Origin of the sequence: Meinhardsimonia xiamenensis (genome assembly GCF_900102905.1) — a bacterium.
GTDB classification, from domain to species: domain Bacteria; phylum Pseudomonadota; class Alphaproteobacteria; order Rhodobacterales; family Rhodobacteraceae; genus Meinhardsimonia; species Meinhardsimonia xiamenensis.
On sequence record NZ_FNFV01000001.1, the window covers coordinates 672,498 to 688,150 of the forward strand.

A 15,653-nucleotide genomic window follows, 5' to 3' on the forward strand; every position below is an offset into this window, starting at 1 on the left:
GGCAGGGCGCTACAGCGTGAGATGGCGCGCGCGGGCGCCGCGCTCGATGGCGGCGGCGTGCAGGCGGTCGATATTCAGCTCGTGGCGGATTTCCTCGAGCATGCGCAGCTCGACCTGACCGAGGCGCCCGTCGGCCGCGGCGACGTCGCAGGCGAGCGCATAGGCGGTTTCGTGCAGGCGTTCGGGAAGACCGGCGCGCACAAGCCCGAAGAAGGCATCGAGCCCTTCCTCCTCGGCAAACAGCTCGAAGACGATCTGGGCCACTTCACGCATCCGGTCGGCGTCGTAATCGGCAAACACCGGCAGGTGATCGACGATCGACTCGATGGTCACGAGTTCGGAGGTGCGGATTGTCTCGTCCGAAGCGGACACGGCGATCATGATCGCGACGAGACTGTCCTGAGGGGAAAAGGAGCTGGGGCTGTCGGGCACGGGTGCTGGCTCCGGCTTGGGGAAGGAAGGGCTTGGGTCACAAATATTGACGCATGACGCAGCCGGCAATAGGAAGGCGGGCCTGTCAGGGCGCATTTCGCGGCCCGGGTCGAAAGCTGGGATGATGATGCAATGTCCGATCTCCGTGACGCGGCGATGAGTTCAAGGGCGTGGCCCTTCGAGGAGGCGCGCCGGCTGCTCAAGCGCTACGAGAAGGCGCCGCCGGAGAAGGGACATGTGCTGTTCGAGACGGGCTACGGGCCGTCGGGGCTGCCGCATATCGGCACCTTCGGCGAGGTGGTGCGCACCTCGATGGTGCGCCATGCCTTCGAGACGATCTCGGACATCCCGACCCGGCTCATCTGCTTTTCCGACGACATGGACGGGCTGAGGAAGGTGCCCTCCAACGTGCCCAATCAGGAGCAGATGAAGGAGGATCTGGGCCTGCCGCTGACGCGGGTGCGTGATCCGTTTGGGGAGCATGCGAGCTTTGGCGAGCACAACAATGCGCGCCTGCGGGCATTTCTGGACAGCTTCGGCTTCGACTACGAGTTCGCCTCCGCCACGGAATATTACCGATCGGGCAAGTTCGACGAGATGCTTCTGCGAGTGCTCGAGCGCTTCGACGAGGTGATGGCGGTGATGCTGCCCTCGCTCGGGGGCGTGGACGCCAGCCGGCGCGAGACCTATTCGCCCTTCCTCCCGATCAGCCCCAAGACGGGACGGGTGCTGCAGGTGCCCACGCTCGAGCGCAACGTGGCGAAAGGGACGATCGTCTATCAGGAGCCTGACGGGGAGAAGGTGGAGATCCCCGTGACGGGTGGGCATGTGAAACTGCAGTGGAAGCCCGACTGGGGGATGCGCTGGGCCGCGCTCGGTGTCGACTACGAGATGTTCGGCAAGGATCTCATTCCCTCCGCCGAGCTCAGCGCCAAGATCTGCCGCATTCTCGGCGGGCGGGTGCCGGAGCTGTTCCATTACGAGCTGTTTCTCGACGAGAACGGGCAGAAGATCTCGAAGTCGAAGGGAAATGGGCTCTCGATCGAGGAGTGGCTGCGCTACGCACCGCCCGAGAGCCTCAGCTACTTCATGTATCTCAAGCCGAAGACGGCCAAGCGGCTCTATTTCGATGTGATCCCGAAGGCGGTGGACGAATATCACCAGCAGCTGCGGGCCTATCCGGGGCAGGATCTGGCCGCGCGGCTCAACAACCCCGTCTGGCACATCCACCGCGGCAATCCGCCCGAAAGCCACATGGTGGTGTCTTATGCGATGCTGCTCAACCTCGCCAGTGTCGCCGGGGCGCAGGACAAGGAGACGCTTTGGGGCTTCATTCGTCGCTACGCGCCCGAGGCGAGCCCAGAGACGCATCCCGACCTTGACGCGGCGGCCGAGTATGCGGTGCGCTACTTCAACGATCTGGTGAAGCCCAGGCGGCACTACCGGGCGCCGGACGAGAAGGAGCGCGCGGCGCTGGAGGATCTGCGCGACCGGCTGCGCGCCTGGCAGGGGCCGGCGGACCCCGAAGAGCTGCAGTCGATGGTCTTTGCCGTGGGCAAGGAACATGGCTTCGAGCCGCTGCGCGAGTGGTTCAAGGCGCTCTACGAGGTGCTTCTGGGCGCGAGCCAGGGGCCGCGTTTCGGCGGGTTCATCGCCCTCTACGGGGTCGAGGAGACCGCGCGGCTCATCGATGAGGCGCTTGCCGGCAGGCTCGGGGCGAAGGCCGAGGAGACGGTCTGAGCCGCGCCAGGGGGCACCTGCGCGCGGTGCGTTAGCGGGGCGTTTGCCCTGCCGGTGATACTTCCCTTTTCCGCCCGGGCGGCGTGCCCGGGCCTTCCCGCGAGATCGGCTTGTCCGGTGGCGGTGGCCTGCGGCCATCGCGCGGGCAGCGGGCGCGCGGGGGTGGGCGCCAGTGCGAGAATGGAAAGGGGATTTCATGGCCAACGGGCTCAATCCGCCGCCTTTTGCCGACGGGCTTGACGTGTGGTCGCGCGAGGACGGCACGCCGGGCACCGCGACCTATGCCAATGCCACCGACGCGGCCTTCGTCCCGGCCGATCAGGATTTCGGCGGCTGTCTGGAGATCGTGAAGACCCAGACGACCCAGCGGCTGCGCTACATGGGGCAGACGCCGATCACCGCAGGTCGGTATCTGCGGGTGACGGCGCGGGTGAAGGCGATTTCGGGGGCGATGCCCGCGGTCAGGATCGCAGGCTATCCGGCGGCGGCGAATGGCGCCAAGGTTTCGGGTGTCACCGAGGCCGGCCCCTCGACGCAGCTCACGGCCTATGGCCAGGTGGTCGAGGTCAGCGCCATCATCGGAACCGGCGAGCGCACGGGCGTGGACATGGTGTGGGGCGGGGTGGCCTATGGTCACTTCGGCATCGACATCACCGGGCCGAACGGCGGTTTGATCCGGGTCGATGACATCGAGATCGCCGACATCACCGCGGAGTATTCGCGCGATTTGCTCGACTGGGTGGATGTGATCGATTTCGGGGCGGTGGGCGACGGGATCACCGATGACGCCGCCGCCTTTGCCGCCGCCGACGCCGCGGCCAACGGGCGGCAGGTGCTGGTGCCGGCGGGGCTCTACTACCTGGGCTCGACCGTGACCATGGACAATCCGGTGCGCTTCGAGGGCAAGGTGACGATGCCGCCCGAAGCGGTGCTGGTGCTAAGGGACAACTACGAACTCAACACCTATGTCGATGCCTTTGGCGACGAGGTGGAGGGCTTCAGGCGCGCGTTTCAGGCGCTCCTCAATTACACCGACCATGAGGCGCTTGACCTCAACGGCCGGCAGATCGACCTTGACGCGCCGATCGACATGCAGGCGGCGGTCAGCAACAAGACGAGTTTCGCCACGCGCCGGGTGATCCGCAACGGCACCTTCGCCGCCCAGAACAGCTCGAACTGGGCCGAAGGGGTGGTGACGGCAACGGCGAGCTATTCGGCATCCGACCCGTTGAAGCTAAAGAATGTCTCCAACATCGGCTCGATAGAGGTCGGCTCTCTGGTGGAAGGGGCGGGCGTGGGCCGCGAGGTCTATGTGCAGGCGAAGAACGTCTCGGCCGGGGAGCTTACCCTCTCAAGCCCGCTCTTCGGGGCGGCGGCGAGCCAGAGCTACACCTTCCGGCGCTTTCGCTACATCCTCGATTTCACCGGGTTCTCCAGTCTCTCCAAGCTTACCCTCTCGGAGATCAACTTTCAGGGCAACGGCTATGCCAGCGGAGTGATCCTGTCGCCCCAAGGCTCACTCATCGATTTCAACGAGTGCCACTTTACCAAGCCTGCCGCGCGGGCCATCACCTCGCCGGGGCGGGGGTGCCAAGGCATGCAGATCGACGGCTGCCGTTTCTTCTCCAACGAGTCACCGCTTACGGCGGCGAACCGCTCCACCATCGCCTTCAACGTCAACGCCAATGACCTTAAGTTGCGCAACAGCTGGTTCCAGCACTTCCGGCACACGGCGGTGCTGAACGGCACCGGCCACATGATCGTGGGCAATCACTGGTTCCAGGGCGACAGCGCGACCAATGCCTTCCGGCCGGCGGGGATCATCTTCACCGCCAAGAACGTCAAGTCGGTGGTCACGGGCAACTACATCGACAACGCCTCGATCGAGATGACCAACGAGCATGACGAGCACCCCGATTTCAGCAACGAGTTCTCCTTCGGGGGGCTGTCGATCACCGGCAACATCTTCACCACCATCGGGGCGATGTCGAGCTTTGCGTGGATCGTCATTCGCCCGCATGGCACGGGGCACTACCTGCACGGGCTCAGCGTGACCGGCAACACCTTCCGCACGGTGAGCGGCAACATCACGCGGGTGGAGCGGGTGGACACCAGTTTTGCCACGCTCGATTTCAGCCGCTTCCGCAATGTCGTGTTCGAGGAGAACACCTTCAACGGTGTCGATTATCAGACGATCTGCCCGGTGACGCTGGCCTTTCAGCAGAACAGTGCCGCCAAGGACTGGGTGCTGAACTTCGGCGACTACCTGCCCTTCGGCGGCTATGCGCGGACGATGGAGGCGGTCACGGCCGAAGGGCCGATCAGGAACGCCTCGAACGCCTGGATCTTCACCATGCCCTTTGCCACGGTGCGCTACGGCTCGGCGCAGAACCAGATCCGCCTGACCTGGTCGGAAGCCTGCAAGGGCAAGGTTCAGGTCACCGCGCGGGTCGACAACCCCACCTGAGGCCTGACCGGGCGCACGATCAGCCCCCGCCGCCCAGCCCGAGGTCGGCGGGGGTGAGCGCGTAGGCCTTGCCGAAACCGGCATTGAGGAAGGCGCTGCAGACCTCGAGGCGCACGAGCGAGAAGTCGGCGAAGTCGATGTAAAGCTTCGCCTTGGGCTGCTGCGCGAGGTAGCGGGCGCGGGCGGCATCGTGCTCTGCCGAAGGGCGGGGCAGGAAGCGCGCAGTCGCCGCCAGCGTGATCCGCGGGTGGGTCAGCGGATCGCCGCGTGGGCCGGGTTCTCCGAGAAGGAGCGATGCGCGCGGGTCGGAGCGAAGCGCCGCCGTATGCTGAGCGAGCGCCGAGATCAGCGTCAGTGGTGTGCCGTCCGCGTCGCGCGCCACCGCGATACGGGTCACGAAGGGCGCAGCGCTTTGCGGGTCGATGACGCCGAGCGCACCGTGGCGCGCGTGTTCGAGAAGCTTGCGCGCCAGTGTGCGCGCCTCTTCGTCGGCGGGACGGATCGGGTCTGTCCGGCGGCTTTCGCCTGGCATCTGTCTGTCTCCCTTGGTGGTATCCGAGGTTATGGCGGTGCGCAGGGCGCGCAATCCTCATGGGCCTTTCCGGGCGGCTCTTGTCGCCGCGCGCGCGGGGATGACATGGATCAATTCCCCTTTCCGCCGCCTCCATGTAGCATCGGGCAAAACGGAGGAGGACGCGTCATGTATCGCAACATCCTGATCCCGGTTGCGCTCGACCACGAGCACGACATCGGAGAGGCACTCGGTGTGGCGGACCGGTTGCTGGCGGGAGGCGGAAAGATCACCGCGCTTCACGTTGTCGAATCGGTCCCGGCATATGCCGCGCAGTACCTGCCCGAGGGGCACATGGAGCGGCGAATCGAGGAATCACGGGCGGCGCTAGAGGCGCTTCTCGGCGCGCGCACGGATGTCGCCACCGAAGTGACGGTGGGCCACGCGGGGCGCACCATCGTGGACTGGGCCGAAGAACATGGGGTTGACCTCATCGTGATCGCCTCCCACCGGCCGGGCTTGCAGGACTATTTCCTTGGATCGACGGCTGCGCGTGTCGTGCGCCATACCGCCAGCGCCGTGCACGTCCTGCGCTGAGGAGGAGAGGGATCAATGCTCAAGGTCACCGGCAAGACCGATGTTCAGACCGTGATAACAACTTTCGAGGTGACGCCCGGAACCTGCGGGGAAGTTCTGGAGCTTCTGCAGGACGCCTACGCGCAGGTGATATCGCGCCGGCCGGGGTTCATCGCGGCGGCGCTGCACGTCAATGACGCACAAACCCGCATCGCCAACTATTCGCAGTGGCGACGGCGCGAGGATTTCCAGGCGATGCTGCGCAGCGAGGAGATGCGCGAGCGCAACCGGCGTATCACCGAGCTTTGCCGCAGCTTCGAGCCGGTGATGTATGAGGTGGCGGCGGTATATGAGGCGCCGGGGGCGGGCTGACCGCCGCCGGGCCGTTCAGATGAGGCCCTTTTCGCTGAGCACGCGCCGGGCGACGCGGAAGCACTCCATGCCCATCGGCACGCCGCAGTAGATGGCGACCACATGGATGATGGCGCGGATCTCCTCCACGTTCACGCCATTGTTGAGCGCGCCGCGCAGATGCGTCTCCCACTCATGCATGCGGCCGAGCGCGCCGATCATGGCGAGGTTCATCATCGAGCGCGTCTTGCGGTCGATGGTCTCGTCGCCCCAGCCGAAGCCCCAGCACCAGGCCGTCATCGCCTCCTGGAAGGGGCGCGAGAAGTCGTCGGCCTCGTTCAGCGCCTTCTCCACATATTCCGCACCGAGCACCGCCTTGCGCTGCTCGAGCCCCTTCCTGAACAGATCCTCGTCAAACAGGCTCACGATTTCCTCCCCGATTGATTGGTTGTGACTGAAACGCCTTGAGCCTAGTCGTTGCCGCAAGGGGGCGAAAGCGCCGAGAGTGACAGGCCCTGGCGCGGAGCCGGGCAGAGGAGCAGGTGGATGCGCAATATCGTCATACTCACCGGGGCGGGGATCTCGGCCGAGAGCGGGCTCGGCACGTTCCGCGATGCGGGCGGGTTGTGGACGCAATACGACCTTGAAGAGGTCGCAACCCCCGAGGGCTTCGCCCGCAACCCCGCGCTCGTGCATGAGTTCTACAACGCCCGCCGCGCCAATTGCCGCGCGGCCCGGCCCAATGCCGCGCATTTCGCCCTCGCCCGGCTCCAGAGGGAGTGGCCCGGCGAGGTGCTGATCGTCACCCAGAATGTCGATGACCTGCACGAGCGGGCGGGCGCGCGCAATGTCATCCACATGCACGGGGAACTTGCGCGCGCCCTGTGCGGGGCCTGCGGGCATCGCTGGGACGCACCCGAGGTGATGGCGCCCGATGACCGCTGCCCGGCCTGCGGGGCGCGGGCGACGCGGCCCGATGTCGTGTGGTTCGGGGAGATGCCCTATCGCATGGATGAGATCGGCGCGGCACTTGCGCGCGCCGATCTCTTCGCCGCCATCGGCACCTCGGGCACGGTCTATCCGGCCGCCGGCTTCGTGGCCGAGGCGGCGATGGCCGGGGCGCATACGGTGGAGCTCAACCTCGAGCCCTCGGCCACCGCCGGCGCCTTCGACGAGGTCATCACCGGCCCGGCCACCGAGATCGTGCCGGCATGGGTGGAGCGGCTTCTGGGGCAGGCCGGCGGCCGGGAGTAGCTCCCCCGGCCGCGCGCCGCCTCAGTTGCCATGGCCGTGGCTCATGCCGCCCTCTCCATGGCCCATGCCGCCTTCGCCGTGACCCATGCCGCCGGCACCGTGACCATGGCCGCCGTGGCCCATTCCGTCCGCCCGCTCGAGATCGACCGGCACCTCGAGAACGATCTCTCCTGCCTTCTCGAAGACCAGGGTCAGCGGGATGCTCTCGCCATCGCCGGGCCGCTCGATCAGCCCCATGAACATGACGTGATCGCCCCCGCGGGCGAGGGCACGGCTTCCATGGGCGGGGATTTCGAAGCCATCCTCGTCATGGGTCATCTTCATGACCCCCTCTCCCATATCGATGTGGGTGTGGAGTTCGACTCGCTTGGCGATCGGCGAGCGGGCGTCGATCAGACGGTCGTCGGTGTCAGCGTCGTTGTGGATGATCATGAAGGCGGCGCCATTTGGCGCCATCGGGGTGGCCATGCGGAAATAGGCATCCTCGATGCGGATGGCGTCATTGGCGAGCGTGGGAAAGGCCAGCGAAGCGGCGACGGCCAGCGCCGCGCCGAAAAGCGGAATGCGGGACATTGATGCTCTCCTGATTTTGTCCGTTCGGGTCTTGATCGGTCGATGGACGAATCAGGCTGCGGGAGGGCCGCGCGCTTCCGGCAGGCCGCGGCGGTGGATGGCAAGCGCAGGCTCTGCGCGCGGTGGGGCGAGGCGTTCGGCGCTTGAGGGCGCGGGCGGGGACGAGCGGCGCCGGCGCGTCAACGGCGAAGAGGCCGAGCGCGCAATCTGGGCAGATGTGCAGCTTGCCCAAGGGCTTGCCGCGCGCGTCCACCGCCACGGAGACCGGCCCGGTGCCGGTGCAAAGCACGATCTCTCCGCTCGCGGAGCGCGCCTGACCCCGGGCAGCGGCCATCGCCCCCGAGGTGATGAGAAGCACCACCACGAGAAAGGCGGGGAGCAGGCGGTCGCGCAGCGTCCTCATGGCCCTTCAGCTAGCGCGTCGGTCTGAAATGTGAAAGCGGCAAAAGGAAGCGGCCCTGCCCGGCGCCGGACAAGGCCGCGAAATCCGTCTCCGCGAAGTGCTCAGGCGTTGGCCGCGGCCTGCGCCTTCTCGATCTCGCGCTTGATGTTCAGCGCGTTGGGCGAAAGGTCGGCGTCCTTCGCCTTCAGCAGGAAGGCGTCGAGCCCGCCGCGATGGTCGACGCTGCGCAGCGCCGAGGAAGAGATGCGCAGCTTGAAGGAACGGCCCAGCGTGTCGGAGATCAGCGTGACCTCGTGCAGGTTGGGCAGGAAGCGGCGCTTGGTCTTGTTGTTGGCGTGGCTGACATTGTTGCCGACCATCGGCCCTTTTCCGGTCAGTTCGCAGCGGCGCGACATGGCGTTCTTGTCCTCGTCATCTTGCCCTGGCGCCGGGCTGGCGCGACGAAGGGCTATGGCCAAAGGGGGCGCCGCCACGGGCTGCGCCCCGTCAATCCGTCGCGGGCAACTAGCCCAAGGGCGGCGCGCCGTCAAGGCCCGCTCAGGGCCTTCTCGCCGCGCCCTCGCCTTCGCCGAAAAGGCTTTCGATCACCCGTTCGGCGGCCACGCTCGGGGCGATGCGGCCGGCGGCAAGATCGGCTTCGAGCGCGGCAATCGCCTGCCCAAGGCGGGGATCGCCCGTGAGGCGTTCGAGAAGCCCGCGGTGCAATTCGTCCTCGAACCAGCGCTGCGCCTGTTCCGCCCGCCGCGCGGCAAAGGCGCCCGAGGCGCGGCGCGCGTCCGCAAGCTCGCTGATCGCCGCCCAGGCCTCGGCTATGCCGTGCCCGGTGAGCGCCGAGACGCACATCACCTTCGGCCAGCCTTCCGGGTCGCCTGGCCGGGGGCGCATGAGCCTCAGCGCGGCGGCGTAGTCGGCGCGCGTGCGCTCGGCGGCCGCGGCGAGATCGCCATCGGCCTTGTTCACCAGGATGAGGTCGGCGGCTTCCATGATCCCGCGCTTCACGCCTTGCAGCTCGTCGCCGCCCGCCGGCGCCATCAGGAGCACGAAGATGTCGGTGAGATCGGCCACCATCGTCTCGGACTGGCCGACGCCGACCGTCTCGATGAGCACCACGTCAAAGCCTGCGGCCTCGACGATTGCGGCGGCCTCCCGGGTGCGCCTTGCCACGCCGCCAAGCGCGCCGAGGCTCGGCGAGGGGCGGATGAAGGCCTGCGGCGCGCGCGACAGCCGCTCCATCCGCGTCTTGTCGCCGAGAATCGAGCCACCCGTGCGCGCCGAGGAGGGATCGACGGCGAGCACCGCCACCTTTAGCCCCTGTTCGACGAGATGCAGCCCGAAGGCCTCGATGAAGGTGGACTTGCCCACGCCGGGGGTACCGGAAAGCCCGATGCGCAGGCTCTCGCCGCCTCTGCCCCTGAGCGCTTCGAGCAGCGCAAGCGCGGCCTTGCGGTGATCGGAGCGGGTGCTCTCCACCAGCGTCACGGCGCGCGCGAGTGCCCGTCGGTCGCCGGCGAGCACCGCCTTCGCCAACGCTTGCGGATCGGGGGTGCGGGATGGGCTCATTGGGCGATCCTTTGCCGGCTGCCGGGCGCGAGAGTTGACCTTGCCGCCGGTTTCTTGCCCTTGTTGGCGCGCTTGTCCAGCCGTGCAACAGCTCCGGAAGGCCGAGGAGGCCATGCCCATGCAGATCGCCTTTCGCCCCATGCTTGTCGCCGCGCTCGCGCTCCTTCCAGCGCTTGCGTCGGCGCAGGAGCGTATCTCCCAGCGCTATGACGTGGTGTACCTCGGCATTCGCGCGGGCGAGGCGGCCTTCGAGGCGCTCCTGACCGACACGCGCTATTCGCTGGCCGGGCAGCTGCGCTCGACCGGGCTTCTGCGCGCTCTCGTGAATGTTGCCTACACCGTCAAGGCCGTCGGGCGCGTTGCCAACGGGCGGCTGGTGCCGGAACGCTACGAGGAAGACGAACGTTACGGCAAGCGCGTGGGCGAAAGAGTGATCGAGTACTCGAACGGGGTGCCGCGCGTCGTGCGCCACGACCCGCCGCGCAAGCCGCAGCCCACTGATGTTGACCCCGCCACCCAGGGCGACGCGGTCGACCCGGCAACGGCGGTGTTCCTGGCGCTGCGTGATGTGCCGCGCGAGGAAGCATGCCGCTTTTCGGTGACGCTCTTTGACGGCGTGCGCCGCAGCCGCCTGGTGATAGTCCGCCCCGAGCCGGAGGGAGACGGCCTGCGCTGCACCGCCCAGTATCAACGTCTTGCCGGCTATCGCGAATGGGAACTCGAGAACGGCGGCATCACCCCCATGACCTTTCACTACCGTCCCAATGGCAGCGGCATGCTGGAGGTTGCGGAGGTGCGTGTCTCCACCTCATATGGAACGGTGCACGTCAAGCGCCGGTGAGCTGACCGACCCCGCCCCATGAGCCACAGGCTGCCCGTCGAAGCGGCGCTGCCCGCGCTTCTCGCCGCTCTTGGCCGCGAGGGGCGCGCGGTGCTCGAGGCGCCGCCAGGGGCGGGCAAGACCACGCGCGTGCCGCTCGCGCTGCTTGAGGCCAGGGCCTTCGAGGGGCGGCTCGTGATGCTCGAGCCGCGGCGGCTGGCCGCGCGGGCGGCGGCGGCGCGCATGGCCGAGATGCTGGGCGAGCCGGTGGGGCGCACGGTGGGCTTCCGCATCCGCGGAGAGACGAAGGTCTCGCCGGCCACGCGCATCGAGGTGGTCACCGAAGGCGTGCTCACCCGCATGATCCAGTCCGACCCCGCACTCGAGGGTGTGGGTGCCGTGATCTTCGACGAGTTTCACGAACGCTCCCTCAACGCCGATCTGGGGCTGGCGCTTGCCTGGGAGGCGCGCGGCGCGCTCAGGCCCGACCTCAGGCTCGTGGTGATGTCGGCGACGCTCGACGCCGCCCCGGTGGCCGCGCTGCTCGACGACGCGCCGGTGATTCGCGCCGGGGGGCGGGCCTTCGAGGTGGAGACGCGCTGGCTCGAGGCGCCGCCCCGGCCGGGCGAGCGGGTGGAAGAGCGTGTCGCCGAGGCAGTGGCGCGCGCCGTGGCCGAGACGGAGGGCGGCGTGCTCGTCTTCCTGCCCGGCGAGGGCGAGATCCGCCGCGTGGCCGCGCGGCTTGACGGTCGGCTTCCGGCGGACTGCCGGGTGCTGCCGCTCTACGGGGCTCTGCCCTTTGCGCAGCAGCGCGCGGCGATCGCGCCTGTGCGCGAGGGGCGCAAGGTGGTGCTCTCGACGTCCATCGCCGAGACCTCGCTGACCATCGAGGATGTGCGGGTCGTGGTCGATTCGGGGCTTGCCCGCCGGGCGCGGTTCGACCCCGGCACGGGCATGAGCCGGCTTGTCACCGAACCCGTGAGCCGGGCCGAGGCGGATCAGCGGCGCGGGCGGGCGGGGCGCGTCGCGCCGGGGGTATGCTACCGGCTCTGGGCGCGGGCGCAGGAGGGAGCGCTGCCCGCATTCGCCCCGCCCGAGATCGAGACGGCCGATCTGGCGCCGCTCGCGCTCGAGCTTGCCGCATGGGGGGCGGGCGATGGCGCGGGGCTTGCCTTTCTCACCCCGCCGCCTGCCGGTCCGCTTGCCGCCGCCCGCGCGCTGCTCGCGCGGCTCGGCGCGCTCGACGCGGCGGGGCGGATCACCCCGCACGGCCGCGAGATGGCCGCGCTGCCGGTCCATCCGCGGCTCGCGCACATGCTGCTCAGGGCCGGCCCCGATGCCGCGCCACTGGCCGCGCTTCTGGGCGAGCGCGACCCGTTGCGCGGGGCAGGGGTTGACCTTGCGCTGCGGCTCAGGGCGCTTGCCGATCCCGCCCGGTTCGCCCGCCAGGAGGGGCTTGCGCCCGACCGCGCCACGCTCGAGCGCGCGCGCGGCGAGGCGCGGCGACTGGCGCGGCTTGTGCGGGGGCGCAGACCGGCCGAGCCCATGAGCCCCGCGCAGGCCGCCGCGCTTGCCTACCCCGACCGGATCGGACTGCGCCGGCCCGGCGAGGCGCCGCGCTGGGTGCTTTCCGGCGGGCGGGGGGCCGAGATGGATGCCGCCGACCCGCTCGCCGGTCAGCGGCTGATCGTGGCGACCGAGCTTGAGGGGGCAGGGCGCGAGGCGCGCATCCGGCTCGCCTTGCCGATCAGCGAGGCGGAGCTGCGCGCGGTCCACGGCGAGGCGATCGGCTGGGTCGATCTGTGCGAATGGTCCCGTCGCGAGCGGCGCGTGGTGGCGCGCCGGCAGGAGCGGTTTGGCGCGCTGGTGCTCGACGACCGCATCTGGCGCGATGCCCCGGCCGAGGCGGTGGCGCGGGCGATGTGCGCGGGCATCCGCGCGCTCGGCCTGCCGTGGACGGCGCCGGCGCGTCGGCTGGCGGCGCGGGTGGCGCTCGCGCGGGCGGGCGGGGCCGATCTGCCCGACCTGTCGGAGGAGGCGCTTCTCGCCGATCTCGAGGAATGGCTTCTGCCCACGCTCGCGGCGCAGGGGATCGACAGCGCCGAGGCGCTGAAGCGGCTCGACATCACCGAGGCGCTCAAGGCCCGGCTCGGCTGGGAGGCGCTTTCCTGGCTCGACCGGGAGCTGCCGGCGGAGTTCGTGAGCCCGCTCGGCCGGCGCCTGCCGATCGACTATGAAAGCGGCACGCCCGAGGTGGCCGCGCGGCTGCAGGAGTTCTTCGGGCTCACCGAGCATCCGCGGATCGGGCCGGGGCGGGTGCCGCTGAAGATCACGCTGCTCTCGCCCGCGGGCCGGCCGGTGCAGACCACCACCGACCTGCCGGGCTTCTGGGCCGGCTCATATGCCGAGGTGCGCAAGGAGATGCGTGGCCGCTACCCCAAACACCCCTGGCCCGAGGATCCGATCGCGGCCGACCCCACGCTGAGGGCGAAGGCGCGGAAGCGGTAATGGCGCCCGCCCATCGGGCCGGGCAGCGCCCGTCCCGCCCCCCACGGGGCGGGCGCTTCGCGGCCCACCCCGTCGGGCCGGGCGCTACCCTCGGTCATCGCCGCCCGTGATTGACCGGACCGCCGCGCCGCGCGACAACGGCGCGATGGAACTTTTCGTCTTCATCGCGGTGCTCGGGGCGGCGGTGCTGCACGCCGGCTGGAATGCGCTCGTGCGCATCGGCCTTGACCGTTTCAGCCTCGTGCTGATGCTCTCCATCGGCCAGGCGGTGCTGGGCGCGCTTCTCTTGTTCGTCTCGCCCCTGCCGGCGGCGGCGGCGCTGCCCTGGCTCGTGGCCTCGGCGGTGATCCATGCCGGCTACAAGCTCTTTCTCGTCCAGTCCTACCGCCATGCCGATCTCACCCAGGCCTATCCGCTCGCGCGCGGCACCGCGCCGCTGATCGTGGCCGTGGTCTCGCTCATCGCGCTGGGCGAGCGGCTGGCGCTGATGGAGGTGCTCGCGATCCTCTTCATCTCTTCGGGCATCCTTCTGATGGCCGCGCGCGGCTCAACCGGAGCGGACGGGCGCGGGGTGCGGATGCAGGGCCGGGCGCTGGCGTTTGCCCTCGCCACTGCTGCGGCCACCGCGAGCTACACGCTGGTCGATGGCCATGGCGCCCGCGCCGCGGGGCATGCCGGGGCCTTCGTCGCCTGGATGTTCATCGGCGATGCGGTGCTGATCTCGCTCTGGGCGCTGGCCACGCGGGGGCCGGGCGCCTTTGTGGCGCTGAGGCCGGCGCTGGGGCAGGGGGCGCTTGTCGCTGCGATGTCCTTCGGGGCCTACGCCATCGTCGTCTGGGCCTTCACCCGCGCGCCGATCGCGCTGGTGGCCGCACTGCGGGAGACATCGATTCTCTTCGCCATCCTGATCGGCGCCTTCATGCTGGGCGAGCGGCTGACGCCCTGGCGGCTGGCCGCCGCCGCGCTCATCGCGGCCGGGGTGCCCTTGATGCGGCTATGAGCCCTCGGCCCATGGGCCGTGATGGCCCTCCCCCTCGGCGTCGATCCGGGCAAATCCGTGGGCGCCGAAATAGTCGCGCTGGGCCTGGATGAGCGCGGCGGTGCCGCGGGCCTGTCGCATGCTGTCCCAGAAGGCGATGGCGGCGCCGAGAGCAGGCGCGGGCTGGCCGCGCAGGATCATGCCGGCGGCCACGCGCCTGAGCCCCGGCACCGCCTCCTCCAGCATCTCCACGAAATAGGGGGCGAAGATCAGAAGCCCGCCCGGCAGCCCCTCGCGGATCGAGGCGGCGATGTCGTCGAGCATCTCGGAGCGGATGATGCAGCCCGCCCGCCAGATCTCGGCCACGCGGGCAAGGTCGATGTTCCAGCCATGCGCCTCGGACGCGGCGGCCATCAGCGCAAAGCCCTGCGCGTGGTCGATGACGCGCCCGGCGATCAGCGCGCGTTCGAGATCGGCGTCGAGGATGGGCGGCGCCGGTTCGTGACGGGGGGCGGGCAGAAGCTCTGCGCCCATCTCGCGCCGGTCCTTTTCCGACGACCAGGCGCGCGCGGCCACCGCCGCCTCGATCATCAGGGGCGACTGGCCGAGCTTGAGCGCCTCGATCACCGTCCAGCGGCCGGTGCCCTTCTGGCCTGCGCGGTCGAGGATCACATCCACCATCGGCGCGCCGCTCACCGGGTCGAGCGCGTGCAGCACCTTGGCGGTGATCTCGATGAGGTAGGAGCGCAGCGGCCCCTCATTCCATTGTTCAAAGAGCCTGGCGATGTCCCACGCCCGGCGCTTCTCCACCTGCGCGAGGAGCCCGTAGATCTCGGCGATGAGCTGCATCTCGGCATATTCGATACCGTTGTGCACGGTCTTGACGAAATGCCCCGCCCCGCCGGGCCCGAGCAGCGCCACGCAGGGCTTGCCGGCAAAGCGGGCGGCGATGGCGGTGAGGATGTCCTCGATCTCGGCATAGGCGGAGGCATCGCCCCCGGCCATCAGCGAAGGGCCGTGGCGCGCGCCCTCCGCGCCGCCCGAGACGCCGAGGCCGATGAAGCGGAACCCCTCGGCGGCAAGCTCGCGCGCGCGCCGCTCGCTGTCCTCGTAATTGGCGTTGCCGGCGTCGATGATGATGTCGCCGGGGTCAAGATGGGGCTTGAGCGCGGCAATGGTTTCGTCCACGGGCGCGCCGGCCTTGACCATGATGATGATGGCGCGCGGAGACCCCAGCGCGGCGGCAAGCGCGGCGGGTGTCTCGGCGGGGATGAGGCGCTCGGCAAGCGGGCCGGCATCGGCGATGAACTCGTGAATCCGCGCGGCGGTGCGGTTGTGAACCGCCACCGTGAAGCCCTTTTCGGCGATGTTGAGCGCGAGATTGGCGCCCATCACGCCAAGGCCAACGAGGCCGATGCGTGCCTTGCTCATCCTGTCCCCCTGAATGCTGCGGGCGGCCGCGCCCGCGCCAAGACTAGG

General features: G+C 69.2%; 15 protein-coding genes. 8 read left to right on the forward strand and 7 right to left on the reverse strand.

The features are described 5' to 3' along the window. Window positions 1-9: 9 nt before the first annotated feature. The gene (locus BLQ14_RS03240) at window positions 10-432 is read right to left on the reverse strand and encodes a tellurite resistance TerB family protein (RefSeq protein ID WP_170068389.1); all 423 of its coding nucleotides are present in this window, start codon (window positions 430-432) and stop codon (window positions 10-12) included. Window positions 433-564: 132 nt separating this feature from the next. Here BLQ14_RS03240 and BLQ14_RS03245 point away from each other — a divergent pair, with 132 nt between their 5' ends. Together BLQ14_RS03245 and BLQ14_RS03250 are read left to right on the forward strand one after the other, a co-directional pair. Next, complete coding sequence (locus BLQ14_RS03245; RefSeq protein WP_092498054.1) at window positions 565-2,172, forward strand: lysine--tRNA ligase; 1,608 nt, start codon at window positions 565-567, stop codon at window positions 2,170-2,172. 196 nt (window positions 2,173-2,368) lie between these two features. Then, window positions 2,369-4,639, forward strand: coding sequence for a glycosyl hydrolase family 28-related protein (locus tag BLQ14_RS03250; protein ID WP_092498056.1), 2,271 nt, complete (start codon window positions 2,369-2,371; stop codon window positions 4,637-4,639). 19 nt (window positions 4,640-4,658) lie between these two features. On the opposite strand, the gene BLQ14_RS03255 is transcribed toward BLQ14_RS03250, so the two are convergent. Beyond that, window positions 4,659-5,171: a HugZ family pyridoxamine 5'-phosphate oxidase gene (locus BLQ14_RS03255; RefSeq protein ID WP_092498058.1), complete on the reverse strand. Its 513-nt coding sequence runs from the start codon at window positions 5,169-5,171 to the stop codon at window positions 4,659-4,661. Window positions 5,172-5,339: 168 nt separating this feature from the next. On the opposite strand from BLQ14_RS03255, the gene BLQ14_RS03260 reads away from it, so the two are divergent. Then, window positions 5,340-5,747, forward strand: coding sequence for a universal stress protein (locus BLQ14_RS03260; RefSeq protein ID WP_092498060.1), 408 nt, complete (start codon window positions 5,340-5,342; stop codon window positions 5,745-5,747). Between the two features lie 15 nt (window positions 5,748-5,762). Then, window positions 5,763-6,098 carry an antibiotic biosynthesis monooxygenase family protein gene (locus tag BLQ14_RS03265; RefSeq protein WP_092498062.1) on the forward strand — a complete coding sequence of 112 codons (336 nt, stop codon included), beginning with the start codon at window positions 5,763-5,765 and terminating at the stop codon, window positions 6,096-6,098. A gap of 15 nt (window positions 6,099-6,113) precedes the next feature. On the opposite strand, the gene BLQ14_RS03270 is transcribed toward BLQ14_RS03265, so the two are convergent. Next, complete coding sequence (locus BLQ14_RS03270) at window positions 6,114-6,503, reverse strand: carboxymuconolactone decarboxylase family protein (RefSeq protein ID WP_092498065.1); 390 nt, start codon at window positions 6,501-6,503, stop codon at window positions 6,114-6,116. Window positions 6,504-6,623: 120 nt separating this feature from the next. On the opposite strand from BLQ14_RS03270, the gene BLQ14_RS03275 reads away from it, so the two are divergent. Then, on the forward strand, window positions 6,624-7,331 hold the full coding sequence (locus tag BLQ14_RS03275; protein WP_092498067.1) for an NAD-dependent deacylase: 708 nt from the start codon (window positions 6,624-6,626) through the stop codon (window positions 7,329-7,331). 21 nt (window positions 7,332-7,352) lie between these two features. Here BLQ14_RS03275 and BLQ14_RS03280 read toward each other — a convergent pair whose 3' ends face one another. The 3 genes from BLQ14_RS03280 to meaB form a co-directional block, all read right to left on the reverse strand. Then, complete coding sequence (locus BLQ14_RS03280) at window positions 7,353-7,904, reverse strand: copper chaperone PCu(A)C (RefSeq protein WP_092498069.1); 552 nt, start codon at window positions 7,902-7,904, stop codon at window positions 7,353-7,355. A 504-nt stretch (window positions 7,905-8,408) separates the two neighbouring features. Next, entirely contained in the window at window positions 8,409-8,702 is a 294-nt protein-coding gene (gene rpmB, locus BLQ14_RS03285) for a 50S ribosomal protein L28 (RefSeq protein WP_092498071.1), read from the reverse strand. Window positions 8,703-8,844: 142 nt separating this feature from the next. Then, window positions 8,845-9,867, reverse strand: a complete 1,023-nt coding sequence (meaB, locus tag BLQ14_RS03290; protein ID WP_092498073.1) for a methylmalonyl Co-A mutase-associated GTPase MeaB — start codon at window positions 9,865-9,867, stop codon at window positions 8,845-8,847. 118 nt (window positions 9,868-9,985) lie between these two features. Between meaB and BLQ14_RS03295 the strand changes: the two genes are divergently transcribed. From BLQ14_RS03295 to BLQ14_RS03305, 3 genes are all read left to right on the forward strand, one after another. Beyond that, window positions 9,986-10,708 (forward strand): DUF3108 domain-containing protein, encoded by a 723-nt coding sequence (locus tag BLQ14_RS03295; RefSeq protein WP_176759517.1) that lies wholly within the window; start codon window positions 9,986-9,988, stop codon window positions 10,706-10,708. Between the two features lie 18 nt (window positions 10,709-10,726). Then, entirely contained in the window at window positions 10,727-13,195 is a 2,469-nt protein-coding gene (gene hrpB, locus BLQ14_RS03300) for an ATP-dependent helicase HrpB (RefSeq protein WP_092498077.1), read from the forward strand. A 106-nt stretch (window positions 13,196-13,301) separates the two neighbouring features. Further along, the gene (locus BLQ14_RS03305; RefSeq protein ID WP_245656889.1) at window positions 13,302-14,195 is read left to right on the forward strand and encodes an EamA family transporter; all 894 of its coding nucleotides are present in this window, start codon (window positions 13,302-13,304) and stop codon (window positions 14,193-14,195) included. Here BLQ14_RS03305 and gndA read toward each other — a convergent pair. Further along, window positions 14,190-15,605 carry an NADP-dependent phosphogluconate dehydrogenase gene (gene gndA, locus BLQ14_RS03310; RefSeq protein WP_092498079.1) on the reverse strand — a complete coding sequence of 472 codons (1,416 nt, stop codon included), beginning with the start codon at window positions 15,603-15,605 and terminating at the stop codon, window positions 14,190-14,192. The genes BLQ14_RS03305 and gndA overlap by 6 nt on opposite strands. Between the last annotated feature and the right edge of the window lie 48 nt (window positions 15,606-15,653).